Below are 25,587 nucleotides of genomic sequence, written 5' to 3' on the forward strand. Positions count from 1 at the left end.
GGGCCCTCTTGTCTTCAACGACACGAACTCAATTCCCCACCAACCACGAAGAGCCACTTTGACCCTGACGGGCCGGCCTTGCGCGGTGTCGTTGCCACCGACGGCTCGGAGGCGATCTACACAATCGTGACGCCGCCGCTGTCCGCGGATTCGCGACGTCGGGTCCGCCTGCCAGGAGTTTTGGCAGAGGCACGGTACCGCGTCGAGTCCGCCCGCCCAGGCTCGCTCGGCCCCTCGTGGCTGAGCCCGTACTGGCTAGACCAGACCGCTGGTCTCGACTCCGACGCCGGGACCCCGTCCTACTCTGGGAGCCTTCTCCGGGAGGCGGGTCTCGACCTGCCCACCTTCCACCCGGACCGGGCCCTCGTCTTGCGACTGGTCCGCGTCGACGCCTGACCCTTCGCGATCCGCCGCGCCCGCACACCTTCGGTACCGCCAACGACGTCAAATGCGCCCTATTTCAACGGTCTCCTAACCCAGCTTGAGGAAGATGCCTGCTTCAGTGAGTTCGTCGACGAACGCCTGGACCGTGTCGGTTCGATTCCAGTCCCGCTGCAGCTCGCAGGCCAGCTGGGCAATGCTGACCGGCTGGGCGCCAGCCCGTGTGACGCGCGTGATCGCTGTTTCGTGGGCGATGACCGAAGTGCCACCGACCGCGTCAACGACTGGAAAGACCTCAAAGCCCTCGCGCAGCGCATCGAGGGTGGGGAAGCTGAGGCATGCTTCGGTCCAAAGCGCGGCTATGATCAGCTTCTTTCGCGCGGTCGCGCTGACTGCCGCTCGAAATGCCACATCCTCCCACGCGTTGATTGATGGCGAGGGCTGGGATAGTGCCCTTGTTTCGACCAGTGGCCACGTTTACCGTCGATAAGACGATCGGAATATCGAATGTGCGAGCGAGCTTTACCGTCGTAGGGATGTTTCGGATGAGTTGTGCCCTGTCGATCGAGTTGATCGACTGCACTTGTGTTGGCTGGTAGTCGATGACGAGGAGGGCGGAGTTTTCCGGGGTGAGAAGTCCGTCGGTGAGTGGATCGCGGCGAGGCTCGCTAGTCATTTGGGGAGCGCCTTTCGTGCAGGAGATGTTGATGGAGGAATGTCGCCGTGTAGTTGTATGCGTCATCCAGAGCTGCGCTGGTTCCAAGCCTCTACCCCGGGTTCACTATCGTCAACGTCCCGCAGCAGGAGGCGCACATGTAATGCTGCCGGGGCGGGGAAGAGAATTTCACGGTTGCGCGGGACATATCGCAACTATGCTGAATCTGCTGTCATCGGTGGGCTACGCGCGCCCGAACCCAAGGAGAGTTGGTTGTCATGAGTGAACACTTCGACGTCGTGATTCTCGGGGCTGGCCCCGGCGGCTATGTCGCGGCGATTCGTGCCGCGCAGCTTGGCCTGCGGGTGGCGGTGGTCGAGAAGAAGTACTGGGGCGGTGTGTGCCTGAATGTCGGTTGCATCCCATCGAAGGCCCTGCTGCGCAACGCGGAGCTTGCACATATATTCAATACCCAGGCGGAAATGTTCGGAATCATAGGGGACGTGTCCTTTGACTATGGCGCCGCCTTCGACCGAAGCCGACAGGTTGCCGATGGACGTGTCAGGGGCGTGCATTTCCTGATGAAGAAGAACGGGATCACCGAATACGACGGCTCCGGATCCTTCACGGACGCCCACAGCATGGACGTGGACCTGAACGCCGGGGGAACCGAGACCCTCACCTTCGACCACGCCATCATCGCCACCGGATCAACGGTCCGAATGCTGCCAGGGGTCGTGGCAAGCGCGAATGTCGTGACATATGAGGAGCAGATTCTGGACCGGGAGCTGCCCCGATCCATCGTGATAGTCGGCGCCGGGGCCATTGGCATGGAGTTCGCCTACGTCCTGCGCAACTACGGGGTCGACGTAACGATCATCGAGTTCTTGGACCGAGCGCTCCCGACCGAAGACGCGGACGTTTCCAAGGAAATATTCAAGCAGTACAAGAAGCTGGGCGTCCCAATCCTCACCTCGACGAAGGTGGAAACGGTGCTGGATGAGGGATCATCAGTCACTGTCACCTACACCGGCCGCGACGGTGCGGCCGGAAGCCTCCGGACGGACAAGGTGCTGGTTTCGATCGGGTTTGCCGCGAACGTCAGCGGCTTCGGACTGGAAAGCACGGGGGTGGCTCTAACAACCGACCGAAGGGCGATCGCCATTGACGACTACATGCGGACCAATGTTCCGCACATCTACGCGATCGGCGATGTGACGGCCAAGCTTCAGCTCGCCCATGTCGCCGAGGCACAGGGCGTTGTAGCTGCCGAAACCATCGCCGGAGCGGAGACCATGCCCTTGGGCGACTACCGCATGATGCCGCGCGCCACATTCTGCCAGCCGCAGGTGGCCAGCTTCGGCCTTACCGAACAGCAGGCCCGCGACGAAGGCCGAGACATCAAGGTCACCACATTCCCGTTCACGGCCAACGGCAAAGCGCACGGCTTGGGAGGGCCCACGGGCTTCGTCAAACTGATCGCCGAAACGCAGCACGGTGAACTGCTGGGCGGCCATCTCATAGGGCCGGATGTCTCTGAGTTGCTGCCCGAGCTCACGTTGGCCCAGAAGTGGGATCTCACTGCCACTGAACTGGCACGGAACGTCCACACTCATCCGACCCTCAGCGAGGCCCTGCAGGAAACCTTCCACGGGCTCACAGGACACATGATTAATCTTTGAAAGGTACGGCAGACGGACGTGGCAACTGAGGCAGGTGGAGTCGATGGCTGACCAGATACGCCAGGGCACCGAGCCGTCCACCTGGGCGCCGATGGCCTCGGCGATCTTCCGGGGCCTCTGGTTCGCTCAGCTTGGCTCCAATGTGGGCACTTGGATGCAAACTGTAGGCGCTCAGTGGATGCTGGTCAATGAACCGAATGCGGCCGTCCTGGTTTCCCTGGTGCAAGTCGCGACCACGCTGCCGGTGATGCTGCTGTCCCTGCCTTCCGGCGTCCTTGCCGACCTGCTCGACCGACGTCATTTGCTCATTTCGGTGCAGACGGCGATGGCCCTGACGGCCGGCCTTCTGGCGGTCCTCACCTGGGCCGGGGTGACCACTCCGGTGGTGGTGTTGGTGCTTTTGTTCCTCATGGGATGTGGTCAGGCCCTGACTGCCCCGGCCTGGCAGGCGATCCAGCCGAGTCTAGTGCCAAGGGCGCAGATTCCAGCGGCTGCAGCGCTGGGCGGTATGAACGTCAACGTCGGGCGCGCCGTGGGTCCGGCAATAGCCGGGGTGCTGGTGTCGGTATCGGGCCCGACCCTGGTGTTCGGGCTCAACGCGCTCTCTTTCATAGGGGTCGTTGTGGTCCTCATTGCCTGGCGTGAGAAGAAGCCGGCCGCACAGGCCCTGCCGATGGAACGCCCCGTTGCTGCGTTGGGCTCCGGCCTGAGATTTATCCGCAACGCCCCCGCGGTGCGGCGAATCCTTCTGCGGTCGGTGTTGTTCATCGTTCCGGCCAGTGCCCTGTGGGCGCTGCTGCCCGTTGTTGCTCACGGCGCCCTGCACCTGGAGTCGGCGGGCTACGGTGGTCTTCTAGGTGCACTTGGGCTGGGTGCGGTGCTTGGCGCATTCGGCCTTTCCCGGCTCAGGATGCGGTTCAGCGCCAACGAGCTGATGGCGGCCTCAGCGATCGTTTTTGGTGGCGCGACGGTGGGGCTAGCCTTGGTCCCCTCCGTGATCGTGGTCGCGCTCGTCCTTATTCTTGCGGGGACCGCCTGGCTGGTGGTGCTCTCCACCTTGAATTCGTCGATGCAGCTGATGCTCCCCAACTGGGTGCGCGCACGGGGCCTGGCCGCATACATGGTTGTCTTCATGGGTGGCCAGGCGGTCGGGTCGCTACTTTGGGGAGGCGTTGCCGGGCTGACGGACACCGTCTGGGCGTTGATCGTATCCGCCATTCTGTTGGGTATTTGTGCCATGTCGGTGGCAACCTGGCCGCTGCCGCCGACTATTGGCCAGCTCGACCTCACCCCCTCGGCGCATTGGCCCGAACCCGCACTGGCCTTTGAACCCGACCCCTCAGACGGCCCGGTCATGGTCCTGAAGACCTATCAGGTCGCTGCGGAAGATATTGATTCCTTCACCTCGCTGATGTGCAAGGTCGGCGAGGCACAACAACGCTCCGGCGCAATGCAATGGGGGCTCTTTGCCGATGGCAACGCCCCCGGCCGTTTCGTCGAGAAGTTTCTGATTCGTTCCTGGGAGGGTCACCTGCGCCAACACCAGGAAAGGAATACCGCCGCCGTTCAGGCCGTTCAGGCGCAGGCAGAAGCCCTGAGCATCGAGAGGCCAACCGTCAGGCACCTCATAGCGGCAACGGCCAACGCACCCCGGGGTGGAAAGTAGCCGGGTCCGCCTCCTGGCGGCACCCGGCCCTACCCGAGCCTTGAGTCGTCCGCGGCCCAGGTTACTCCCAAGCCGTCAGGGGGCCAGGACGCCTTCCGGTGCGAGGGCAGCTGGCGTCCAGCGCAGGTGTGACGTAGTCTGCACATCCGTATCCAGTTCCCTGAGCAGGGAGAGCCGGGGGCGGACTGCATCGGTGCGGCTGCTCGGCGGCTTCCGGCGTCCGGCCCTGAACTGCGGAACCCAGTCTGCTCCGTCGCCTTGGTATTCCTGCTCGGCAGCTGCATGCAGTGTCCACTGCGGGTCGTACAAGTGTGTGCGCCCGAGGGCCACGAGATCGGCGCGGCCCGCGAGCAGGACCGAATTGACGTCGTCGTACGTGGAAATGGCGCCGACGGCGATGACGGCCGCTCCCGCGGGCTCGGCGACTTCCTGTCGGATGCGGTCCGCGAAAGGCGTCTGGTAGCTGCGGCCGAAGGCCGGCTTCTCCTCCTTGGCGATCTGTCCGGTGGAGACATCTATGCCGGCAGCGCCGTGGGCGATAAAGGCCTTGGCTATGGCCAGTGAATCATCGGAGGTGTTGCCTCCTTCGATCCAGTCGGTCGCCGAAACGCGGACGGTCATCGGCTTGTGGGCAGGCCAGACCTTCCGAACAGCGTCGAAGACCTCAAGGGGGAAGCGCAATCTGTTCTCGAGGCTGCCTCCGTACTTGTCGGTCCTGCGGTTGGAGATGGGAGAGAGGAATGACGAGAGCAGGTAGCCGTGCGCCGCGTGCACTTCCAGGAGATCGAAACCGGCATCGGCGGCCCGGCGGGCGGACTCCACGAAGTCCGCCTTGACACTTTCCATTCCGGCCCGGTCGATCTCGCGGGGGGTCTGGTTTCCCGGGCCGTAGGGTAGCGCAGATGGCCCGACCGGCTCCCAGTTCCCTGCCTCCAGTGGTTCGTCGATGCCCTCCCACATCAGGCGCGTGGATCCCTTGCGGCCGGAATGTCCGAGCTGGACACCGATTTTCGCCGTCGACCGCGCGTGGACAAAGTCAACGATCGACTTCCAACTGTCCCGCTGGCCGTCGGTGTAGAGGCCGGAGCAGCCGGGCGTGATACGGCCTTCGGCGGAGACGCAGACCATTTCCGTCATGACCAGCCCTGCTCCACCGAGCGCCTTGGACCCCAGATGGACCAAGTGGAACTCCCCTGGAATCCCATCGGTAGCGGAGTACATATCCATCGGAGAGACCACGATCCGGTTCTTCAGTTCCAGCTCTCCGATGCGGTACGGCTGGAACATGGCCGGGGCGACAGTCGGTAGTCCCTGGAGCTCGGCGAAGTTCCGGTCTACGTCGTCGGCGAATTCAGGGTCGCGGAGCCGCAGGTTTTCCTGGGTAATGCGGCGGGATCGGGTGAGCAGGTTGAATGCGAACTGGGTGGGGTCCTGATTCCTGTATTGGCCGATCCTTTCGAACCATTCGAGCGAGGCCTGGGCGGCCCGCTGCGTGGATTCGACGACGGGCCGCCGCTCCACCTCGTAGGCGGACAGTGCGGACTCGAGGTCAGAGTGTTCATGAAGGCAGGCTGCCAGGGCCAGCGCGTCTTCCATGGCGAGCTTGGTTCCGGACCCGATGGAGAAGTGGGCGGTGTGCGCGGCGTCGCCGAGCAGGACGATGTTGCCGTGGCGCCAGCTGCTGTTGCGCACTGTGGTGAAGTTCAGCCACTTGGAGTTGTTCGCCAGGACTTCGTGGCCTTCCAGCTCGTCGGCGAAGATGCGGCGGATCTTCTCGATGGCCTTTTCATCGGACACGCCGGGCGGAAGCACCTCGCCGGCGGTTTCGTCAAAGCCGGCCGCCTCCCACACGTCGGGAGACATTTCGACGATGAACGTGGATCCTTCGTCAGAGTAGGGGTAGCCGTGAATCTGCATAACGCCGTAGTCGGTTTCTTTGACGAAGAACTTGAAGGCTTCGAAGACCAGGTCGGTGCCCAGCCACATGAATTTATTGGCCCGGGGATTGAGGTTGGGGCGGAACGAGTCGGCGTATGTTGCTCGGATCTGCGAATTCACACCGTCCGAAGCGAGCACCAGGTCGTAGCCGGCTTCGAGCTCCTGGATGGGCGGAGCGAGTGTGCTGAACCGCACGTCCACTCCGAGTTCGAGGCAGCGGCGCTGCAGGAGTTCCAGCAGCTCCTTCCGGCTCATGGCGGCGAATCCCTGGCCTCCAACGGTCAAGGTTTCGCCGCGGAAGTGGATGTCGATGTCCGACCAGCGCGCGAAGCGGCGGCTCATGTATTCGGCCACCACGGGGTCGGCGTTTCCGATGCCGCCCAGCGTCTCGTCAGAAAACACGACGCCGAAGCCGAATGTGTCCGTGGCGGCGTTGCGTTCCCAGAGCGTGATGTCGTGGGCAGGATCAAGCTGCTTCATCAGTGCTGCGAAGTACAGGCCTCCGGGGCCGCCTCCGACGATTGCGATCTTCATGGATCGGGTCCCTTCTAGGCTTGGGTTGCGGCCGCGTCGGCCAGCTGGTCGTTCTCGTTTTCGAGGTACTGCCGCAGCCGGAAATGCTGCAGTTTTCCGCTCGGGTTTCGTGGCAGCTCATCCACGAAGCGGATGTCGCGCGGGTATTTGTACGGGGCAATCGTCAGTTTGACGAAGTCCTGGATTTCCTTGCGTTTGGCCTCACCGGCCTCCACGCCTTCACGCAGGACGACGAACGCGCACACAACGCTTCCGCGGTCCGGGTCGGGGCGGGCGACGACGGCATTTTCCAGAACGTCCGGGTGCTGGTTGATGGCCGCCTCCACTTCGGGGGCGCCGATGTTATACCCGGAGGAGACGATCATGTCGTCCGACCGTGACTGGTATATGAAGAAGCCGTCCTCGTCCTGGACGAAGGTGTCACCGGTGATGTTCCAGCCGTTCCAGACGTACTTGGACTGCCGCGGATCATCCAGGTAGCGGCACCCGGTGGGGCCGACCACCGCCAGCCTGCCGGGTTGGTGAGGACCCAGTTCGGCGCCGTTGTCATCGAGGATGGCCGCCCGGAATCCGGGGACGGCTTTGCCGGTCGCCCCGGGCCTGCTGTCCTCACCGGGTGCTGAGATGAAAACGTGCAGCATTTCCGTGGCACCGATGCCGTTGACGAGCCGGACGCCGGTTGCATCGTAGACGGCCTGCCACGTTTCTTTGGGCAGGTGTTCGCCGGCGGACACTGCGATGCGCAGGCGGCTCAGCAATTCACCGCGGCCGGCCTTCAGGATGGCGCGATACGCGGTAGGTGCCGTGAAGAGTATGGAGGCACCGGCGTCGGCCGCGTTTTCCGCGAGTTCCACCGGAGCCGCCCGCTCCGTCAACAGCGCAGAGGCGCCAAACCGCAAGGGAAACACCACCAGGCCACCGAGCCCGAACGTGAAGGCGATTGGCGGAGACCCGGCAAACACGTCGTCCGGCATTGGCTGGAGGATGTGGCGGCCAAAGGTGTCTGCGATCGCGAGGATATCGCGGTGAAAGTGCATGGTGACTTTCGGGTCTCCCGTAGTCCCCGACGTCGGACCCAGAATGGCGACGTCGTCTGCCGCGGTTTCGACATTCGTGAAGGTTCCGCTCTTGGCAGCGCACCGCTGGACGAAATCTGCTCCGTCCGTGCCGCCGTAAGCCAAGAGGCTGACAGGTTCGCGTTCGGATGCGGAGGCCAGATCTTCCATGAAGCGATGGTCCGAGACTGCGAGGACCGGCCGTGTGAGCCGGATAAGTGTCGCCACCTCTGAGGCCCGCAGCATCGGCATGGTGGTGACGACGACGGCGCCGGCCTTGAGAACACCCAGCCAGGCGGCGACGAGCCAAGGGTTGTTGGGTCCGCGCAGCATGACGCGGTTGCCAGGGAGTACGCCGAAATCTTCGGTGAATACCTGGGCGGCTTGGTTGGAGCGCCGCTGCAATTCAGCGTAGGTCCATACGGTGCCGTCCGGCGTCCGGAGGGCCGGTCGGTCGCCTCCGAATTGCGTTACAGCCTCATCGATGAGAACTGCGGCCGCATTCAGCTGTTCAGGGTATTGGAGCTCGGGGAGGGTGAACTCCAATGCCGGCCAGGTTGAGGCCGGCGGCAGGTGGTCCCGCGTAAATGTGTCCACATGGGCCGATGTGCTCATGCCGCTCCTTCTAGGGTTCTTGCTTCTGATGTCGGATTAGGATCCGGGCCGGATCATGCCTTCTTGGGCGACGGTGGCCAGCAGGCGGCCGTCCCGGTCGAAGAAGTGGCCAAGGGCCATTCCTCGGTTGCTCTGGCCGGAGATGGCCTTCTGCGCGTAGAGGACCCATTCGTCGGCTCTTCCGTCGCGGTGGAACCACATGGAGTGGTCCAGGCTGGCTGTGGTGAGGCCGGGCGAGGACCAGTGCAGGCCCTGGACCCGGAGGAGAGGCTCCAGGATGGTGTAGTCGCAGACGTACGCAAGGGCTGCGCGGTGCAGATTGGAGTTCAGTCGATGGTCGCCGAGCTCGGGCAGGCCATCGAAGGCTTTCACCCAGATGGCCTGATGGGCCTCCCGTCCCCCTTCGACCTCCACGTAGACGGGGCCCGAGACGTGACGCATGTCGAAGCTGCGACCGGTGGACCAGTACTCAGCGGCGGGGCCTTCGACGCCGATGAGGACCTCGGCAGCACTGCGCTGCGATTCCGGATCGAGATCCGCAGGAGTTGCTTCCGCAGGAACAGGGGTCTGGTAGTCGGTGCCGTCTTCAGGAACCTGGAAGGATCCCATCGCAGCGAAGACCGTCTTCCCGTTTTGATAGCCGCGCACGCTTCGTGTGGAGTAGCCGCGGCCATCGCGCAGGTGCTCGACTTCGTAGCGCACGGTTGATCCAACATCCACGGGACGCATGAAGTAGCTGTGCATGGAATGGAGCGCCCGATCAGAGTCAACCGAGCGCATCATGGCAGCGGCCGACTGTGCCACCATGTCTCCGCCGTAAGCCTTGGGCCAGGGAACGTACTGGGTGGTGGCCTCGTATGCTTCCTCGTGCACTTGGGCCGGAACCGGAGTCAGTTCCACGGCGCGGAGAAACGTCGCTGATGTCAGGGTCTGGGCCGGCGTTGTCGCATTCATGGTGTTACGCCCGGCGATAACCGGCGAGGGTATCATCTGCAACATCTTCGAGGTTGACCACGATGTTCTCCGGCGTGCGGGTCGTGAGCCAGACCAGTTCCTCTGTCACGGACATGTTCGCCTCGACATGGGGCATGAACGGAGGAACGAAGACCCAGTCCCCTGCCTTCATGTCCTGGTAATCGGAAAAGTTGTCGCCGTAGTAGATCCGGCCGTGGCCCCGCAATACGTATCCGCCGGTTTCGGCTTCGCCGTGGTGGTGGGGCAAGGAGCGGTATCCGGGGACGTTGGAAACTTGTCCGAACCAGATCTTCGTTGCCGGGGTGTGTTGTATCGAGACGCCGGATACCCGGACACAGTCTCCGGACTGGGCAGTGTTGGTGTCTTCCTGCCCGGCCCGGGTGACGACAGGAACAACTTTGCCGTCGGCTCCCGCGTAGATGGAGTTGTCTCCCTCGGTCCGGTACTGGGTCTCTGTAGTGAGGTCGGTCATGGTCTTCACTCCTTGGTGTTTGTGGTGAGCGCGGGGATGCATGGGGTGGCCGCGCCATCGTTCGAATGGATACGGATCGGGTTTTCCAGGCGTCCGATGCCTGATATTTCGGTCGTCAGAACGTCTCCGTCCTGCAGGAAGCGGGGAGGGGTCATTCCCATTCCCACTCCCCCGGGGGTACCCGTGAGGACGAGGTCTCCCGGGCGAAGGATGGTGAATTGTGAGATATAGGACAAGAGGCGCGCAGGTCCGAAGACCAGTGTGCGGGTGTTCCCTTCCTGGACGAGTTCGCCGTTCACGTAACCGCGGACCTCAAAGTCTCCAGCGACGTCCTCGGGCGTGACCAGCACCGGGCCGACCGGGGTTGTCGCGTCGAAGGCCTTCCCTTGGAACCATTGCAGGGTGCGGTTCTGCCAGTCGCGCATCGAAACATCGTTGGCCACGGTGTAGCCAGCGATCGCCTCCTTGGCCTGCTCTTCGCCGGCCTTAAAGAGCGGGCTTCCGACGACGACAGCCAGTTCTGCTTCCCAGTCGACCTTTTCGCTTCCCCGGATGTCGATCACGTCGGTTGCGCCCGTCAGTGTGTCCGCGTGCTTGGCGAAGAGCGTCGGGTATTCGGGGAGATCCCGGCCCATCTCCTGGATGTGGTCACCATAGTTCAAGCCGCAGCAGATGACCTTCCCCGCCTCGGGCACCAGTGGCGCAAATATTGCACTACCGGCATCAATCGTCGTCCTGCCGGCTTTCGATCCCTCAACCGCGGCCTCGACGGTAGCGCGCCAGTTCGGATCGGCCAGAAGGGCTCCAACGTTCGGGTAGGACAACGGCAGAAACGCATCGGCACCAAGCCCAATGACCGCCGTCGTGCCGCCCCAACTTGTGCGGAGTGTGGCAAGTTTCATCCGTCCGATTCCCTTCGGTCCGTGCCAGGTTGCGTGAGATTTTTGATATGTCGACTTTTTTACGGTCGTCACATATGCTCAAGGTAGCACGACGGAATCGATCCGAACAAGGGTCTTTTTCATCCATAGGAACCACCACTCATTTTCAGGAGGAGCACCATGAGCAAGAGGACCGTCAACCCCGAAACACTGCCCGCGCCGTCCGGTTACGCCCACGGCATCCTCGCCGGAAACGCGGTTTACCTCGGAGGCCAGACCGCGCTCGATCGCGACATGCAGATCGTCCCCGGCGGCATCGTGGAACAGTTCAGGCAGGCGTTCTCGAACGTCCTGACCACCCTGGCGGAAGCCGGCGGCCAACCCGAAGATCTGGTGAGCGTCACCATCTACCTGACCGATGTGGACGACTACATTGCCAACGGGAGGGAAATCGGGCGGATCTGGCGCGAAATGGCAGGCTCGGAGTATCCCGCAATGGCAGGAATCGGCGTTACCCGCCTGTGGCAGAAGGAAGCCATGATCGAGATCCAGGGAGTCGCCGTCATCCAGGATCGCTGAAGGCCGACTTAAGAATTCCGACGGCGGGGACTCCCCACCCTCGGGACCGGAACCTCCGGTGACGCAGGCACGCTCGGATTGAGCCGCTGGGATCGCCGGAGGTTCTTTTGCGCCGCAATCCGCCCTGCTTGCGCGGGCCTGCTACTCCGCGTGCTGAGAGGCAACCGCATCCACGACGGCGGCAGGCCAGGGTTGCGCTTTGTCGGACCCCGGCGGGACGTGGGCGACCGTCACTGTGCCGAAGGCGGCAAGGCCACCAGGCAGTTCGCCGTGCGGATGACTTCGAACCTCAAAGGCATATGTCATGGAAGCCCTACCCAGCTTGGAAATACCCACTGTTGCAGTGATGCGCTGCCCGAACCACAACTTGGCTTTGAAGTGGATCTCCTGGTGGACGCGAGGCACGCTGGGAAAATAGTCGGGCAGCTGGAGCCTGCGCAGGAAGAGCTCCGCCTCGGCAGACTCCACCCAGCGCATGATCGCCGAATTGTGTTGATGCCCGGACGCATCGGTATCCACCCACTCCACTGTGCGCTCGACACTGGCGCGGGGACTTATGCGGGACATGCGCTCCATAGCGGCTCCTCTCGACATTCCGAACCCCAGGATCGAAACTCCTGACGGTCCTAATTTCTCAACCATAACAATATATAGAGAAGTATTTACGAGCGTCACCATAGCGTCATACACTTGATTCATGCCGCATGTATCGCGGACACAAGAGTGTTCCGTTCTACTTGCATTTCCAAGGAGACGACGATGTCTGGTTCACGCTTTGAAGAAGACAAGGGAAATGCCCACGAACTGTCCGTGAGGGCCTTGCTTGAGGAGAGTTCAGGGCCGTGTTTGGTGGCATCACACCTGTTGCAACTGCCTGGGCCGGCCTGACGTTCATCTGACACCGGGGCCTGCCGATGTAGCCTATGACTGTCACTGAAACCCGAACCAATAGAGGTAGTACTGAATGGCCAACGCCGATGCTGTCCCCGACGTTGCCCCGATGCCACGCCATCAACACCTGATCGTTACCGTGTATGGCCTCTACGCCCGCAACCAGGACGGGACATTCGCTGTTGCCGACCTCATCCAGCTTCTAGGCGACCTGGGAGTGGAGTCGGCAGGTGTACGGTCTTCCGTGTCGCGGCTGAAGAAGCGCGGCGTGCTCGTCAGCTTGAAGCGTGGAGGCTCCGCTGCCTACAAGCTTTCACCCGAACTTGAGGACGTCTTCACGGCAGGCGACGAACGTATTTTCGCTCCACGCCGCGCCAAGAAGGACGACGCCTGGCTCCTGGCGTCGTTCTCTGTCCCTGAGGCCCAGAGGCACCTACGGCACAAGCTGAGGACCATTCTGACCCGTATAGGGTGCGGCCAGGTGTCCCCGGGGTTGTGGATCGCACCCGGCAATTTGGCACACGAGGTGGAACAACTACTTCGACGCGCCGGCCTCATGGACTATGTCGATCTGTTCAAGGCGACTCACCTGACCGAGGGACACATCCACGAGAAAGTGGGGCAATGGTGGGACCTGCCCTCGCTTGAAGCGCTCTACACCGACTTCATGGAGCAGCACGAGCCTGTCCTCCAGCGGTGGTTGCAGCACGAACAAGGGGATTCCGAGTCCCCCGAGCTGCTGAAGCAGGCCTTCGCCGACTATGTCCCCATGGTCACCCAATGGCGTCGGCTGCCCTACATGGACCCTGGACTTCCCCAGGAGTACCTGCCCGATAACTGGCACGGCCTCGCCGCCCAGGAACTCTTTACAAGATTGCACGAACTCCTTGGCCCCAAGGCCCAGCGCTACGCCTTGTCCGTCGTCGGCGCAAATTAGTCCGGACAGCACGGCCGTCAGAAGGAGCCGGGCCCGTTGTGCCGGTCCCGGCCCCTTCGCTGAATCAACGCCCCTTCGTTGACGGCCCGGCCTGCGGGTTCCAGGCCGATGATGGGTCAGTGGCCTTGGAACGCCTCCGCCAGCCACCAGGATCCGCCATCCGAGGCGATCTTTGCATCGATCACGAGAGGGCGTTCCTGCTTCCCGTTGCGGTACAAAGCAACCCAGTCACGCACCGGCTGGAGGTCATCCACCGTGCGGACCGTGACACCGTCGGCGCCGTATCCCCTGGCGATGGCTGCGACGTCGGTATCCGGGAAGCACACGGTGCCCAGCTCTGCGTCCTCGTGGTGTTCGGCGAAGTGGTGGACCTCGGCGCCGTAGGCGGCGTCGTTGTAGATGATGCAGACGAGGGGCAGCTTGAGGCGCACGGCCGTTTCCAGTTCCGTGATGCCCATCAGGAACCCGCCATCCCCTGCGCCGAGGACAGGCAGGCGATCCGGGCGGGCGACGGCTGCACCTATGGCCGTGTACAGGCCCAGGCCGATTGCCTGGAAGGCCTGGGTGAAGCAGAAGCCAAACTCGTCCGGCACCGCCAGATATTGACTCGGGTATCCCATGAAGTTGCCCGAGTCGACGGCGACAATCCTGTCAGCCGGGAGGATCGAATCGAGTTCCCGGCTGATCACCCGCGGATCGATGGACGTCGCCGTGGACAGGTCCGGTGTTTCAACGTCCCGCCACCGCGAGCCTTGCTTGATGGTCAACGCGTTCTGCTCGGTGCGGTACTTTTCCGCGGAGGCCGGCTGGATCCTGCGCAAGGCCGCCACGGCGTCCTCCGCCACGAGGGCAGAGTCGCCCAGCACGCCGAGGGTGATCGGCCGGTTGGCGGCCAGGGCTGCGTCTTCGACGTCGATCTGGATCACTTTGGTGCCGGCGGAGATCAGCCTTCCGTGCCGCATGGTCCACATGTTCAAGGTGCAGCCCCATCCGACAATGAGGTCCGCTCCGCTGATGAGCTCCGCAGTAACCGGGGACGAAAAGCCACCGGAAATGCCCAGGTTGTGTGAATCGCCGTTGAACAGGCCGCTTGCGACGGCGGAAGTTGCCACGAGCGCCCCCGCATGCCGGGCCAATGCCAGTATGGAGTCCCTGGCGCCCCTCCCGCCGCGTCCCGCGACGAAGACCGGACGGCGGGCCTCGGCAATCAGGCCCACAAGTTTTTCCACGGCAGCGGCATCGGGCCTGATCCGGGATGGTTCCTGAATCCCAATATCGCCAAGCAGATCCGGCGCCGTTGCGTTTTGCACGTCGAGGGGCAGGTTGAGGACAACGGTGCGACGTTCATTGACGGCGGTCCGGAAGGCCCTCACCGTGTCTGCGATTGCGGTGTCGGCTGAATGGATCCGTTCGGCCACAGCCCCGACGCTTCGGGCAAGCGCGTCCTGGTCAATCTTGAAGTTCGACCGGATCGCGGCCGCCTGGGTGTCGGCAGTGAGCACGATGAGGGGCGTGCGGCTCTTCGCTGCTTCACCGATTCCCGTGATGGCGTTGCTCAGACCGCAACCCTGGTGGGTTGTCACCACGCCCACCTTCCCCGACATCCTGGTGTAGGCATCAGCCATGGTGGCCGCCCCGCCCTCGTGCCTGGCCGCAGTATAGGGAATCCCTTCCTTGATGAGGGCATTGGTGACCTCAAAGTTGCCGCTGCCAACAACGCCGAAGACGTGTCCGACTCCCAAGCGGGCGAGGGTCCTCCCTACCAGCACGGACACTTGAGCCTTCCCGTTCATGAAGCCTCCACCAAGGCGTAGACACGGCTCGGGCTGCCGGTTCCACCAACGATCGGCAACGGCGCGACCACCAGGGTGGCGCCTACGACCGGGAGGCGGTCTAGCCGCCGGAGCGATGTCACTCCGTATTTGTCCGCCCCGAGGAGGAAGGAATGGACCGGGAACATGGGGTCCATGTTTGCCGCCTGGCCGGCATCGATGCCAACGGTTTCCACGCCGAACCCGCTGATTCTGTCGTTGCCGGCAATCCACTTGGCGCCTGCAACAGAAACTCCGGGAGTATGCGGACCGCTTTCGTCTGCATTGACGAAGTCCGCCGCATTTCGTCCGCGGGCGGACCAGCCGGTCCTGAAGATCACCCAGCAGTTCTCGGGCAGTTGACCGTGCTCTTGTTGCCACTGTTCAAGGTGCTCCGGTTCGAGCAGGAAATCAGGGTCCTGCGCTACCTCGGCCCTCTTGTCGATGACGACGGCGGGGCCCAACAGTCGCCTCGGTTCGATCCGGTCCACCGACTTTCCCTCGCGGCCCGTAATCCAGTGGACAGGTGCATCCAAGTGGGTGCCGGCATGCTCACCGACGGTGACGTCGTTCCACGCCCAAGCGGGTCCGGCGTCGTCGAAATTGCTCAGCGGCGAGAGCGTGAGACCTACAGTGTTGGCGAGCGGCTGCGGCAGGCTAAGTACGGGGGTATCACCGCTGAGGGGTGTCGTAAGGTCGATGACTTCGATCGAGCCATCGGACAGGGCCGCCATGAGCGCGCTGAGGACAGACATTTGTTCTCCTATGGTTTTGATGATTTGTTCAGTCTTTGGGCTACGAGGTGACCCGAGCCGCCGGAAAGCCCGGGACCGGGGTGGGTTGAAGCGCCTATATGCCACAACCCCCTCATCGGGGTCCTGTGTCCTGCGGCCTCAGGGAAGGGACGCCACAGCAGATTCTGGAAGAGCTCAGCAGATCCCCCGTAGGGGTCGCCTTTGACGGCGTTGGGGTTCTCCGAGGCCAGGTCAGTGGGTGCCAAGATGTCCCATGCCAGGACAGAGTCCCGCGTACCTGGCGCGAAGTGTTCAATCCGCGACAGGACACGTTCCATGTACTGTTCCTTCAGCTCTACGGACCAACCGTCGTCCACGGCAAGCACCCCTGCGGCATCCCCTTTGGGCGCGAAGGGCACTTCCTGCAGTTGCACCCAGAGCGTCGCCTTGCCACGGGGGGCCCGGGAAGGGTCGAGTACGCACTGCTGCCCGACCACCACGGTCGGTTCCGCCGGCAGCAGACCCGCTTCGGCCTGGGCGCACGCTATGCCTGTACTGTCGGAGCCGTTGCTCACGTGCACGAGGGGAACCGTGTTCAGCCTGGCGTCCAGCCATTCCACGGGTTTGTCCAGAGCGAGGTGGATCTGCATTGCGCCGCGGCCGTTCTGGTACCGTACGGCGGCTTTGGCTGTGCCGTCCGGTGCTTGGCTGAGCAGCCGGGAGTACAGGGCTTGCGGAGAGACGTTGGCAAGGACCGTGTTCGTGTCGATGGGGCCGTTGGACGTCTTGAGGCCCACAACTTTGCCGGCTTCCACGAGGACTTCGTCCACATCTGTATCCAACAGAATCCGTACGCCTTTTTCACGCAGCAGGGACTCAAAGGCGGCAACAAAGTTCGAGGCACCACCTTTGACCACGGGAAGGCCATGGGTGTGCATGCTCATGGCCATGACGGGCAACATGACGCCGCCAGTGGCCTGGTCTGGGCCAAGACCGGCATGGAGCAGCCATGGGGACCAGAGCTGGTCTGCCTCCCACCCGTCGAACCGGCTCCTGAGGTAGTTCCGGCCGCTCATCACTGAGTCCCGCACGAACGCCTCCGTGTCCTTGATCTTCCCTCGCTTCAAGGCGCCGAAGGCGATTTTCAGGACCTGCTTGAAGGATCGAAGTTCAGCGCCGAATGCACCGAAAACGGTCCCGGCGTTGCGGCCGAGGTCTTCCAGCATCGTGAGGTAGGCGCCTTCGTCCTCCGGGGCATGGAGCCCCGCCGCAGTGACACTCGGGTCGCGGTGGGCTATGGCAACCCGGTGTGCGCCGGTCCGGGCGTCGCCAGCCACGCTGGCTGTTACGGCGCCGTCCGTGTTGCAGTATTCCAGCCCCCTGGCATGCAGTTCCCGTCCCAAGGACTGATAGGCGCCTCCCGACACGAACAAGGGATGCCAAGAGGAAAAGGTGTCGTGGACAAAGCCCGGCAGTGTCCGTTCCGAGGAGTGGATGAAGCCGCCGAGCCTGTCCTGCCGTTCGATCAGGCACACCTGCTTCCCCGCGAGGGCGAGCTCCGCTGCGGCCACCAGGGAATTGATCCCTGAACCGATGATCGCTATTTCACTGGAGGTCATGCGGTGCCTCCTCTCTCAGAAGTCCGGATGGCTGGCGGTGGCGTGGTACTTCCCGCCGTGGAACACCAGGGGCGCTCCGCCCGGGTTTTCGTATTTCTCCACCTCGCCCACGTAGATCACATGGTCGCCGGCGTCGTGCCGGGATACGGTCCTGCACTGGAAAGTGGCCACCGCCCCGTCCAACAGTGGAACTCCCGCAATTCCTTCCGATGTCTCGGCTCCCTCGAACTTGTCGATAGAGGGAGTGGCGAATTGCCGCGACAGCACGTGCTGGTCGCTCGCAAGGATGTTGATCGCGAAATAGGTGGATTCCTCAAAGTCGGTGAGGCTTGGAGCCCGCTTGCTGGGGCACCACAGCACCAGAGGGGGTTCCATGGAGACGGAGGTGAAGGAGTTGGCGGTCATGCCCACTTTCCGTCCGTCCGCCGCAAGGGTGGTGACCACGGTGACGCCGGTGGCAAACTGTCCAAGCGCGCCCCTGAAGTCCCTCAGGTCAAAGGCGGCGGAGTCTTCCGATTTCTTGGACTGCACGAAATCTTCCGCTGCCGCGGGGTCAAACCACCATGGATGGAAGGTTCGGGGATCATCAAATCCGGCCGCGACGCTTGAAGCCAGGGCAGGATGCTCCGAGGCCTCGCCCAACGCCGCCTTTTGGTGTTCCCTGCGTGGCTTGAGCATGTCATTCGTCCACGTGACCGCCCATTGACCCCAGCCACGCCAGAATTCGTCGAAGGTCCTTTCCATCCATTTCCGGTCGAAGGCTTCCTGCCCCCTGCGAACGATGGAGTCCAGGTAGTACCGGGAAGCCAAGGTTGCGTTGTTTGAGCCTTGGCCCGTGAGCGGGTCGTTGAGCAGCACCGCATCTCCGAGGCCGAAAACCAGTCCGCCGTTGCCCAACTCCCCCACTGCGGAACGCACGGTAGGGGTGATGCGTCCCAGGAGAGTCGCACCTTCGTCCGTGAGGACTGCATCCGCAAAGTTCTTTGCTTCATGCGGGAAGTGTTCCTCCAGGATTTCCAGTGAACGCTGAAGCTGCTCGACCGGCGTGCGGATGTCGCTCCAGCGGTCCATAGGACCACCCACGACTCCCTCGAAGACCATCATTTGGCAGGGCCCTGAGACGGTCAGTCCGGGAAAAGTGAAGAACTCCCCGACCCCGGGCACCATGGACATGCGAATGCTGTCATCGCGCTGCCCCGGCAGCTCTCCGGCACCGGGCTCTTCTTCCGCCCCAGGCTGCTCCCCGCCCGGGTTGCCAACGCTGACATAGTTGAGCGCGAGGACCCGCTGCGGACGATCGAAGGGTGACTTGGCCTTGTCCCTGGGAAAGATCTGGCCGATCTCGCCCTTGCCGGTGCTGACGATGACCAGTTCGTAGTCGCGTGCGAGTTCCTCGAGCATGCGCGGAGTGACCTTCTCGATTCGGAAGTCCCCGCCGGCGGCTACGAATGCCTCGATCCACGCGGCACTCTTGATCCGCTGGTCGATCGAGCGTGCCGGCGCATCCAAGGGGGCCTCCCAGTCAATCGGATCCGCCGAGCCTCCCCCGTCGACCCGCACTCGGATGGCATTGATGGCGGGCACCGCCCCGCTGTCATAGAGTCCGCTTAGCGCCGGGCCCAGCTGGGCCTCCGCGGCGAGGGCGGTGGCAAACATGCACTGGCTGGACATGACCTTGCCCGTCCGGATTTGGGTGGCTGAGCGATCCGAGAAGAGCGTAATCGCGTACCCCTCCCGCTGCAGGCCCAGGGCCAGCTGGGCGCCGGATTCGCCCGCACCGATAATTGCAATCTTTCGCATTTCCAGACTTCCTTCACACGACGTTGTTCAGCAAATTGCCAGAGGGCGTGGCTAGGAGACCCTGGCGGCGTCGACGCTCGCCAAGTAGGCGGCCGCCTTGTCCGGGGACATGAACCACTCCTGGAAGTCCGGCGGGTTGTTGAATCCGTTCACGAACCGGTTGGCGATTTCCGCCGACTGGTTCGCTGCACCAAGAAGCTCCAGGACATGCGGCGGGGGCGGCGCGAGGAGGGCATTTGTCCATTGGGCTACGTGCTTGGCGTAATTCCAGTAGCTTTCGAAGGTGGCCTGCATGAAGGCAGCGTCGAAGACGCCGTCACCGTGTTCTTTGATGCTCTTCAGGTAGGAAGCTGCGCATTTGCTGGCGTTATTGGATCCTTGGCCGGTAATTGGATCGTTGAGGACCACGACGTCGGCCAGGCCCAGCACCTGCCTGCCGCTGGGCAACGTAGCGATGGGGTGGCGGACCGTCGGCGGGAACCGTCCCTGCAGGAAACCGTTCGAATCGGTGAGTTCGACGCCGGAAGCACGGTCTGCTTCCCACGGGAGGAAGGCTTTGAGGATGTTCTTGGAGGTTTCCAAGTGCTCCTGCGGCGTGAGGCCTTTCCAGCAGTCCATCGGGCCGCCTGGAATGCCTTCGAAGACCATGATTTCGCAGGGTCCCGTGGTTGTCAGCGCGGGGAAGGCGAAGTATTCCCCGACCCCGGGGATGAGGTTGAAGGAAACGGCAGAATATTCCTCCCGGGGCGTCATGCCGTTCACGTACGTCAGCGCAAGTGCTCGCTGCGGTGCGTCGTAGGTGCTTCGCCCGGCGTCCCGGGTGAAGAGCTGCGCAATTTCGCCCTTACCCGCTGCGACAATGACGAGATCCGATTCCCGTGTGTATCTTTCGAGTTCCTCTACTCCCGCATCCTCAAATATCAGTTCGCCGCCTCGTTGAACAAAGGCTTCCATGAAGCGCGGGAATTTCACTCGCTGGTCAATCGACTTGGCAGGGTTGTCCAGCCGGGAGGCCCAGCCAATGGCCTTCTCTCCCGGATTTTCAGGATGGGGAACGGTGAACGAGATCCCGTCGACAGTCGGGGCGTCCGGCCAGAAATCCAGTTCAAGGCTGCGTTCGTGTTCCAGCGCGTCGTGGAAAATGCACTGGCTTGAGGAGACCTTGCCCTCCCGGATTTCCTCGGGAGTTCGGTTGGAAACCATGGTTACGGCGAACCCGCCATCCAGCAGCCCGATTCCCAGTTGCAGCCCCGACTGCCCTGCTCCAACGATGGTGATGTGACGTTGTGTCATGTTGTTGCCCCTTTGTCCTTAGATCTTCTCGGCATGTCTGAATGATTTGGGTCCCGCTGCCGCGAACACGGTGGGGGAATCTAGCCCAACTGGGAGCGGGAAACTAGTTGATGGCCAGCCTTGGCGCCGGTTTGGGCAAGTTTGTTCCCATCCCTGGCGCGGTTCGTGAACCACCTTGACGTTCTTCACTTGCACTCACCTCTCTTTAGCCGCGAGCAGGGGTATGGTCTCCTCGGCACGTTCCGGGCCCAACGCGGAGTACCCGCCGTCGACCGCCCAGTCAGCACCGGTGACGAAACTTGCCCGATCACCTGCGAGGAAGGCGACGACGTCGCCGATCTCCTCAGGACGGCCAACCCTCTTCAGCACATGAAACGGCGCGGCAACAGAATCCGTCTTGCCGATGTTTCCGTTGCTGAGGGTATCCATGATGTTGCTCCAGACCCACCCCGGACTCACCGAGTTGACCCTGATCCCGTCCTCGGCGAAATCGACCGCCATGCTCCTGGTCAGCTGAACAAGGGCCGCCTTGCTCGCGGGATAGAGCCACCTCCCCGTCTGGGCAACGGAACTGGAGATCGAAGTGAAGTTCACGATGGCGCCGTGCCGGGAGGCCTTCAGGTGGGGCCGCGCGGCCTTGGCAGCCATCACAGCGCTGACCAGGTTGACGTTCAGTGCTTCAAGCCAGTCGCTCCGGCCGGATTCCGCACCGTCGTCCTTATAAGTGCAGGCCAGGTTCACGAGGATGTCGACGCTGCCGTGCCGTGCGACAGTTTCATCCATGAGGCGGGACAGCGCCGCATCGTCAGTGATGTCGGTCTGCGAAAAGTGGATGCCGCCGCCCAGGGCATCCACCTGGGCGCCTCCTGCGGCGTCAATATCTGCGACGACGACGGCGGCGCCCGCGTCGCGTAGTGCGGCAGCTACGCCCTGGCCGATCTTTGTCACGCCTCCGGTAACGATTGCGGTCCTGCCTGAGAGTCCGGACATCGCCAAACCTTTCATCGGTAATCAGTGGGATGGTTGATTGCTTGGGTGGGACGGTCGCTTACTTCGCGGACGGTCTTGGGATTGGCCGTGGGTGAGTCCGTTCCCACTCCACGCGCCGCTCGTGCACGAGCTTGACGTTCTTCATTTCCGCTCACCTCGCTAAGGTGGATTCGTTGTTGCTGTTGTATGACCTGCGTCATACTTGTCCTAGAAGTGACTCTATTCACACCCTGAAAACCGGTATATCCACTTGGCGCAGGGCACATCCGAAAAGCGAAACCCTGGGAAAGTCGGTGCCAATGGTCAGGATTCTTCCGCGCGACGTCTTGAGGGGCCTCCCCACGGTCGCCACGACCGACGTCGATGACGCACACGAGAAGATTGCCAATTTGTTCTGCGGCCACGACCTCGTTCCTCGCACGCGTGGAACGTCGGTGGACATGAAGCTACGCTCCCTGCACAGAGGCGACGTCGGAATCGAGTACCTGGACTACGGTGCGGACGTCCGGATCGACCCCCAAGGCCTGGAAAACTTCCATCTGATCCAGATTCCACTGGCGGGGCACGCCCGCATGGACGTGGGCTCAAGCACCGTGGATTCCAGCCCCAGAGTCGCGACCGTTCCACCCGTCGATCGCCCTTTTTCAATGGCCTGGGATCAAGGAACCCCCCATTTGATCGTCTACGTGCGCCGCCTGGCACTCGCAACCGTGGCCGAACAGGTCTATGGTGAGGCTGCCAGCAAGGCGGTGGACTTTGGCTATTCGATGAACCTCGCCACAGCCGCCGGACGCGCTTTCCTGAGATCCGTCGTCGAACTCCACGACGACATGATCAGCGAGGCCGACGGCGCCGCGCCCGTTTTTGTCCAGAAGCTTCTGGTAGACACCATGCTGTCCCGACTGCTCATGGCGATGGACGACGCCCCCGCGGAAAGCGGTGACCGCAACCCGGATTCTGAGAGCAGATTGATTCGGCGCTTCAGGGAGCTCCTGGAACATCATTCATCGGAGGATCTTGCCGTCCCGGACATAGCGGAGAACCTCGGGGTTTCGGTCCGCACCCTTCAACTCGCCCTACGCTCCGAGACAGGGGCAACGCCGTCGGAACTGCTGCGGAGGGTACGGCTGGACCGCGCCCGGGAAATGCTTCTCGAGGCCGAGCCGGGCGAGCAAACCATCATTTCGATAGCCGAGCGCTGCGGATTCTCCCATCAGGGACGTTTCTCTGCTTTGTATCTGGACACCTTTGGGGAACTGCCCTCGGAAAGTCTGCGGCGGTAACAGAGAACGCTTCCGCGATGGCACGGGACCGGTGAACTCATGCCGGAAAAGATGATCGCGCTGATCGGCATTCCGAGGCAGCGCGCCATGTCGGCAGGGACACCACGGCACACGATCCGCGTCAGTGACGAACTGCGGAACGAAGCCCACCGCAAAGCAGTGCGGGAAGGCACGTCCGTGTCCGAACTCATCCGCACCCGGCTCCGTGACTACGTCTCGGCGCCGGCCGAGCACCGGCACACCATCGCCGACTCCCTCGTCTACTTGGTCCCTGACCATTTCAACGACCTGCACGGCCCCGCGACCGGAACCATGGAACTCCCCCTGCACCCGGCTGATTGTTCCTCCTCGCCGGCGGCCAGGCCCTGATGAGATAACCCTTCACGCCTTGAGGTTTGGCAGGGATCCGGCTTCGGCCGACCGGGCCAGGATTGTCCACAGATAGCGGATGGCACGCTCAACGCCTTCCTCGTCCACGCCGGCGATAAGTTGGAGCACCAGGCCGTCGAGGGCCGCGAAGGCGGCCTGCGCCGCCCCCGAATCACTGCCTAATCCCAAGCGGCCAAGTCCGGCCGATAGCGCCGAAATGTAGCTTTCGTAGAGGTGGCGGACCGCGCCAGCGAGTTCCGGACGCCGTCTTGCCTCCAGGATCATTTCGTACTGGAACGTCTGCAGGTCCGGGTTTTCGCGTATGAGCGCCATGAGGCTGCGGCAAAAATCGTCTTCATTCGAGGGCAGGTTCTCCAGCCCGGACAGGCCAATCGACCGGCTGACCGACCACTCCAGCGCCGCCTCGATCAGGGCATCCCGGCTACCGAAGTGATGGGCCACGAGCGAGTTGTTCACGCCGGCGATCTCGGCGACGGCACGGTACGTCAGACCCCGCAACCCCTTCCGTGCCACCACGTGAATCGTAGCGGCGAGCAGGGCTTCCCTGCCGGTGCCATAACCGGCACTGACGAACTCTTCCATAAGGCAGAGTCTAATGCCCTTCGAAACAGTCTTGACGGCAACACTAAGCAGATGCTTAGATGTGATCCTCACCACAACTAAGCATCTGCTTATTTTCAGCATCAACACCAAGGAGACACCATGTCCACACCCACGTCCGCACTTGAATTCACCGTCCACGACGCCTTTGACCCGGAAAAGTATGAGCCGTTCGACCTGGGACGGGTGCAGTGGGTCCGCCGGCCGGGCGACGGGAACCGCCCCGCCCTGTCCGCCGGATTCTGGCACGTGACACCCGAGGAAGCACCGGAGCCCTTCGATTTGCTGATCGAGGCCGACGAGACCATCCACATCATCGAAGGACACCTCCTGATCGAAGTTGAAGGAAGCGAGAGCTTTGACCTGAAGCCAGGTTCGGCAGCGTCATTCAACAGGGGCGCCCGGACTCGATGGAGCGTCGTTGAAACCACCACCGAGTTCTTCGTTTACTCCTGACCCCGCTCCCCGAATAGGACCAGCAAAGGCTTGACCATGACTGAAACCACCTTCCGGACCGAACAGACCGACGTCGTTATCATCGGCGCAGGCTTCGCCGGGCTCACGGCAGCCCGCGAACTGCGCCACGCCGGCCTGTCCGTCGTCGTCCTCGAAGCCCGCGGCCGGATCGGCGGCCGCACATGGCTGGACGAGCGGCTGGGCCGCCCCTTGGAAATTGGCGGCACCTGGGTGCACTGGACCCAGCCGTACGTCTGGGCAGAAATGAAACGGTACGGCCTGGGGACCGTGCAGAGTCCGGTCCCGGAGACCGCCTATTGGTGGGCGGACGGGAAGCGACACCAGGGCGACCCAGAGCAACTGCTAGGTGATATCGACGCATCCAACCGTAGGCTCATGGACGAATCACGCCGGTATTTCCCAGAGCCCTTCATCCCGTGGGCGAATCCGGAAATCAGGGAAATTGATGCAACGCCCCTGCCGAAGAAGATCGCAGAGCTGCAGATCACCGACTATTCCAAGGACATCCTGGAATCCTTCTGGGCACTGAACTTCAACGGACCCCTAGACGATGCGGCATTTACGCAGGCCCTCCGCTGGGTCGCGCTCACCAACGGGGACTGGATGGTCAGCTTTGAAGCGTGCGCCACGTTCAAGATCCAGGGCGGCACCGAGGCGCTCATCCAGGCCATGGCCGCGGGCACAGACATCCGGCTGGATACAAAAGCCATCGCTGTCGAACACGACGAGGCGGGCGCTACCGTCAAGACTGCGGAGGGCTCGAGCTATCGGGCGAACCATACAGTCTGCACCGTCCCCTTGGGTGCGATGCGCGGGATCTGCTTCGAGCCGCAGCTTCCGGATTCCAGCAAGAACGCCATTTCCGAAGGACAGGTTTCCAAGGGCATTAAGGCCTGGATCAAAGTCAAAGGTAGACGGAAGCCTTATGTCGCACTGGGGTCCGCCGATTGGCCGCTCAATTTTGCGCAGACTGAGTATGACCAAGACGGAGACACCATCCTTGTGGCCTTTGGCCCCGATTCCTCGAAGCTGGACGCCTCGGACCTCGGCCAGGTGCAAGCCGCCATCGACCTACTAGTCCCCGACGCGGAAGTTCTCGAGGTCGCAAGCCATGACTGGACGGCAGACCCCCTGTCCGGGGAGACGTGGCCCATGCATCGCCCCGGATATCTCACCGAGGCTCTGGCCGTTTTCCAGAAACCACAGGGCCGCCTCCTCTTCGCCGGCTCCGATTACGCCGCCGGCTGGGGCGGTTTCATCGACGGAGCCATCGAGAGCGGCCTCGAAGCAGCCCGCACCATCCAAGACGCCACGCCGGTTTAACATGAA

The 25,587-nt window shown here is 62.7% G+C and carries 23 protein-coding genes; 9 read left to right on the top strand and 14 right to left on the bottom strand.

Features of this window, described 5'->3' with window-relative positions:
- On the top strand, positions 1 to 396 hold a 396-nt coding region (locus QRN52_RS12280), incomplete at its 5' end, for a GH36 C-terminal domain-containing protein (RefSeq protein WP_284753003.1).
- Positions 397 to 471: 75 nt separating this feature from the next.
- On the opposite strand, the gene QRN52_RS12285 is transcribed toward QRN52_RS12280, so the two are convergent.
- Entirely contained in the window at positions 472 to 849 is a 378-nt protein-coding gene (locus QRN52_RS12285; RefSeq protein WP_350225147.1) for an isochorismatase family protein, read from the bottom strand.
- Between the two features lie 465 nt (positions 850 to 1,314).
- On the opposite strand from QRN52_RS12285, the gene lpdA reads away from it, so the two are divergent.
- Positions 1,315 to 2,718: a dihydrolipoyl dehydrogenase gene (gene lpdA, locus QRN52_RS12290; RefSeq protein ID WP_284753004.1), complete on the top strand. Its 1,404-nt coding sequence runs from the start codon at positions 1,315 to 1,317 to the stop codon at positions 2,716 to 2,718.
- Positions 2,719 to 2,761: 43 nt separating this feature from the next.
- Complete coding sequence (locus QRN52_RS12295; RefSeq protein ID WP_284753005.1) at positions 2,762 to 4,384, top strand: MFS transporter; 1,623 nt, start codon at positions 2,762 to 2,764, stop codon at positions 4,382 to 4,384.
- 75 nt (positions 4,385 to 4,459) lie between these two features.
- On the opposite strand, the gene QRN52_RS12300 is transcribed toward QRN52_RS12295, so the two are convergent.
- The 5 genes from QRN52_RS12300 to QRN52_RS12320 are packed head-to-tail and all read right to left on the bottom strand — an operon-like array spanning position 4,460 to position 10,875.
- Positions 4,460 to 6,856 carry a bifunctional salicylyl-CoA 5-hydroxylase/oxidoreductase gene (locus QRN52_RS12300; RefSeq protein ID WP_284753006.1) on the bottom strand — a complete coding sequence of 799 codons (2,397 nt, stop codon included), beginning with the start codon at positions 6,854 to 6,856 and terminating at the stop codon, positions 4,460 to 4,462.
- A 14-nt stretch (positions 6,857 to 6,870) separates the two neighbouring features.
- Positions 6,871 to 8,526, bottom strand: coding sequence for an AMP-binding protein (locus tag QRN52_RS12305; protein WP_284753007.1), 1,656 nt, complete (start codon positions 8,524 to 8,526; stop codon positions 6,871 to 6,873).
- A 36-nt stretch (positions 8,527 to 8,562) separates the two neighbouring features.
- On the bottom strand, positions 8,563 to 9,480 hold the full coding sequence (locus QRN52_RS12310; protein ID WP_284753008.1) for an acyl-CoA thioesterase: 918 nt from the start codon (positions 9,478 to 9,480) through the stop codon (positions 8,563 to 8,565).
- A gap of 4 nt (positions 9,481 to 9,484) precedes the next feature.
- On the bottom strand, positions 9,485 to 9,973 hold the full coding sequence (locus tag QRN52_RS12315) for a cupin domain-containing protein (protein ID WP_284753009.1): 489 nt from the start codon (positions 9,971 to 9,973) through the stop codon (positions 9,485 to 9,487).
- Positions 9,974 to 9,978: 5 nt separating this feature from the next.
- Complete coding sequence (locus QRN52_RS12320; RefSeq protein ID WP_284753010.1) at positions 9,979 to 10,875, bottom strand: fumarylacetoacetate hydrolase family protein; 897 nt, start codon at positions 10,873 to 10,875, stop codon at positions 9,979 to 9,981.
- 159 nt (positions 10,876 to 11,034) lie between these two features.
- Between QRN52_RS12320 and QRN52_RS12325 the strand changes: the two genes are divergently transcribed.
- Positions 11,035 to 11,433, top strand: coding sequence for a RidA family protein (locus tag QRN52_RS12325; RefSeq protein ID WP_284753011.1), 399 nt, complete (start codon positions 11,035 to 11,037; stop codon positions 11,431 to 11,433).
- A 141-nt stretch (positions 11,434 to 11,574) separates the two neighbouring features.
- Here the strand turns inward: QRN52_RS12325 and QRN52_RS12330 are convergent, their stop codons facing one another.
- Complete coding sequence (locus QRN52_RS12330; protein ID WP_284753012.1) at positions 11,575 to 12,009, bottom strand: acyl-CoA thioesterase; 435 nt, start codon at positions 12,007 to 12,009, stop codon at positions 11,575 to 11,577.
- 388 nt (positions 12,010 to 12,397) lie between these two features.
- Between QRN52_RS12330 and QRN52_RS12335 the strand changes: the two genes are divergently transcribed.
- Positions 12,398 to 13,261: a PaaX family transcriptional regulator gene (locus QRN52_RS12335; protein WP_284753013.1), complete on the top strand. Its 864-nt coding sequence runs from the start codon at positions 12,398 to 12,400 to the stop codon at positions 13,259 to 13,261.
- A gap of 116 nt (positions 13,262 to 13,377) precedes the next feature.
- Here the strand turns inward: QRN52_RS12335 and QRN52_RS12340 are convergent, their stop codons facing one another.
- The 6 genes from QRN52_RS12340 to QRN52_RS12365 form a co-directional block, all read right to left on the bottom strand.
- Positions 13,378 to 15,054: a thiamine pyrophosphate-binding protein gene (locus QRN52_RS12340; protein ID WP_284753014.1), complete on the bottom strand. Its 1,677-nt coding sequence runs from the start codon at positions 15,052 to 15,054 to the stop codon at positions 13,378 to 13,380.
- Positions 15,051 to 15,827: a cyclase family protein gene (locus QRN52_RS12345; RefSeq protein ID WP_284753015.1), complete on the bottom strand. Its 777-nt coding sequence runs from the start codon at positions 15,825 to 15,827 to the stop codon at positions 15,051 to 15,053. Before QRN52_RS12345 ends, QRN52_RS12340 begins: the two co-directional genes overlap by 4 nt.
- 8 nt (positions 15,828 to 15,835) lie before the next feature.
- Positions 15,836 to 17,425 carry a phytoene desaturase family protein gene (locus QRN52_RS12350; RefSeq protein WP_284753016.1) on the bottom strand — a complete coding sequence of 530 codons (1,590 nt, stop codon included), beginning with the start codon at positions 17,423 to 17,425 and terminating at the stop codon, positions 15,836 to 15,838.
- Between the two features lie 15 nt (positions 17,426 to 17,440).
- On the bottom strand, positions 17,441 to 19,225 hold the full coding sequence (locus tag QRN52_RS12355; protein WP_284753017.1) for a flavin reductase: 1,785 nt from the start codon (positions 19,223 to 19,225) through the stop codon (positions 17,441 to 17,443).
- Between the two features lie 51 nt (positions 19,226 to 19,276).
- On the bottom strand, positions 19,277 to 20,518 hold the full coding sequence (locus QRN52_RS12360) for a styrene monooxygenase/indole monooxygenase family protein (protein ID WP_284753018.1): 1,242 nt from the start codon (positions 20,516 to 20,518) through the stop codon (positions 19,277 to 19,279).
- Between the two features lie 195 nt (positions 20,519 to 20,713).
- Positions 20,714 to 21,508, bottom strand: coding sequence for an SDR family oxidoreductase (locus QRN52_RS12365; protein ID WP_284753019.1), 795 nt, complete (start codon positions 21,506 to 21,508; stop codon positions 20,714 to 20,716).
- 299 nt (positions 21,509 to 21,807) lie between these two features.
- Here QRN52_RS12365 and QRN52_RS12370 point away from each other — a divergent pair, with 299 nt between their 5' ends.
- Both QRN52_RS12370 and QRN52_RS12375 read left to right on the top strand, forming a co-directional pair.
- Positions 21,808 to 22,791, top strand: a complete 984-nt coding sequence (locus QRN52_RS12370; protein ID WP_284753020.1) for an AraC family transcriptional regulator — start codon at positions 21,808 to 21,810, stop codon at positions 22,789 to 22,791.
- Positions 22,792 to 22,830: 39 nt separating this feature from the next.
- The gene (locus QRN52_RS12375) at positions 22,831 to 23,160 is read left to right on the top strand and encodes a hypothetical protein (protein ID WP_284753021.1); all 330 of its coding nucleotides are present in this window, start codon (positions 22,831 to 22,833) and stop codon (positions 23,158 to 23,160) included.
- Positions 23,161 to 23,172: 12 nt separating this feature from the next.
- Here QRN52_RS12375 and QRN52_RS12380 read toward each other — a convergent pair whose 3' ends face one another.
- Positions 23,173 to 23,763, bottom strand: coding sequence for a TetR/AcrR family transcriptional regulator (locus tag QRN52_RS12380; RefSeq protein WP_284753022.1), 591 nt, complete (start codon positions 23,761 to 23,763; stop codon positions 23,173 to 23,175).
- A 120-nt stretch (positions 23,764 to 23,883) separates the two neighbouring features.
- Between QRN52_RS12380 and QRN52_RS12385 the strand changes: the two genes are divergently transcribed.
- Together QRN52_RS12385 and QRN52_RS12390 are read left to right on the top strand one after the other, a co-directional pair.
- Positions 23,884 to 24,237, top strand: coding sequence for a cupin domain-containing protein (locus tag QRN52_RS12385; protein ID WP_284753023.1), 354 nt, complete (start codon positions 23,884 to 23,886; stop codon positions 24,235 to 24,237).
- A gap of 36 nt (positions 24,238 to 24,273) precedes the next feature.
- Positions 24,274 to 25,581, top strand: a complete 1,308-nt coding sequence (locus tag QRN52_RS12390) for a flavin monoamine oxidase family protein (protein ID WP_284753024.1) — start codon at positions 24,274 to 24,276, stop codon at positions 25,579 to 25,581.
- Positions 25,582 to 25,587 lie beyond the last annotated feature (6 nt).

It is taken from the genome of Arthrobacter sp. efr-133-R2A-120 (assembly GCF_030209835.1).
Taxonomy (GTDB): Bacteria; Actinomycetota; Actinomycetes; order Actinomycetales; family Micrococcaceae; genus Arthrobacter.

Coding starts and splice junctions, on each gene's coding strand:
- QRN52_RS12305 (WP_284753007.1), bottom strand. CDS start 8,526: ATGAGCACATCGGCCCATGTGGACACATTTACGCGGGACCACCTGCCG.
- QRN52_RS12335 (WP_284753013.1), top strand. CDS start 12,398: ATGGCCAACGCCGATGCTGTCCCCGACGTTGCCCCGATGCCACGCCAT.
- QRN52_RS12370 (WP_284753020.1), top strand. CDS start 21,808: ATGGTCAGGATTCTTCCGCGCGACGTCTTGAGGGGCCTCCCCACGGTC.
- QRN52_RS12360 (WP_284753018.1), bottom strand. CDS start 20,518: ATGACACAACGTCACATCACCATCGTTGGAGCAGGGCAGTCGGGGCTG.
- lpdA (WP_284753004.1), top strand. CDS start 1,315: ATGAGTGAACACTTCGACGTCGTGATTCTCGGGGCTGGCCCCGGCGGC.
- QRN52_RS12380 (WP_284753022.1), bottom strand. CDS start 23,763: ATGGAAGAGTTCGTCAGTGCCGGTTATGGCACCGGCAGGGAAGCCCTG.
- QRN52_RS12295 (WP_284753005.1), top strand. CDS start 2,762: ATGGCTGACCAGATACGCCAGGGCACCGAGCCGTCCACCTGGGCGCCG.
- QRN52_RS12385 (WP_284753023.1), top strand. CDS start 23,884: ATGTCCACACCCACGTCCGCACTTGAATTCACCGTCCACGACGCCTTT.
- QRN52_RS12330 (WP_284753012.1), bottom strand. CDS start 12,009: ATGGAGCGCATGTCCCGCATAAGTCCCCGCGCCAGTGTCGAGCGCACA.
- QRN52_RS12365 (WP_284753019.1), bottom strand. CDS start 21,508: ATGTCCGGACTCTCAGGCAGGACCGCAATCGTTACCGGAGGCGTGACA.
- QRN52_RS12345 (WP_284753015.1), bottom strand. CDS start 15,827: ATGTCTGTCCTCAGCGCGCTCATGGCGGCCCTGTCCGATGGCTCGATC.
- QRN52_RS12310 (WP_284753008.1), bottom strand. CDS start 9,480: ATGAATGCGACAACGCCGGCCCAGACCCTGACATCAGCGACGTTTCTC.
- QRN52_RS12300 (WP_284753006.1), bottom strand. CDS start 6,856: ATGAAGATCGCAATCGTCGGAGGCGGCCCCGGAGGCCTGTACTTCGCA.
- QRN52_RS12350 (WP_284753016.1), bottom strand. CDS start 17,425: ATGACCTCCAGTGAAATAGCGATCATCGGTTCAGGGATCAATTCCCTG.
- QRN52_RS12375 (WP_284753021.1), top strand. CDS start 22,831: ATGCCGGAAAAGATGATCGCGCTGATCGGCATTCCGAGGCAGCGCGCC.
- QRN52_RS12315 (WP_284753009.1), bottom strand. CDS start 9,973: ATGACCGACCTCACTACAGAGACCCAGTACCGGACCGAGGGAGACAAC.
- QRN52_RS12325 (WP_284753011.1), top strand. CDS start 11,035: ATGAGCAAGAGGACCGTCAACCCCGAAACACTGCCCGCGCCGTCCGGT.
- QRN52_RS12390 (WP_284753024.1), top strand. CDS start 24,274: ATGACTGAAACCACCTTCCGGACCGAACAGACCGACGTCGTTATCATC.
- QRN52_RS12355 (WP_284753017.1), bottom strand. CDS start 19,225: ATGCGAAAGATTGCAATTATCGGTGCGGGCGAATCCGGCGCCCAGCTG.
- QRN52_RS12320 (WP_284753010.1), bottom strand. CDS start 10,875: ATGAAACTTGCCACACTCCGCACAAGTTGGGGCGGCACGACGGCGGTC.
- QRN52_RS12340 (WP_284753014.1), bottom strand. CDS start 15,054: ATGAACGGGAAGGCTCAAGTGTCCGTGCTGGTAGGGAGGACCCTCGCC.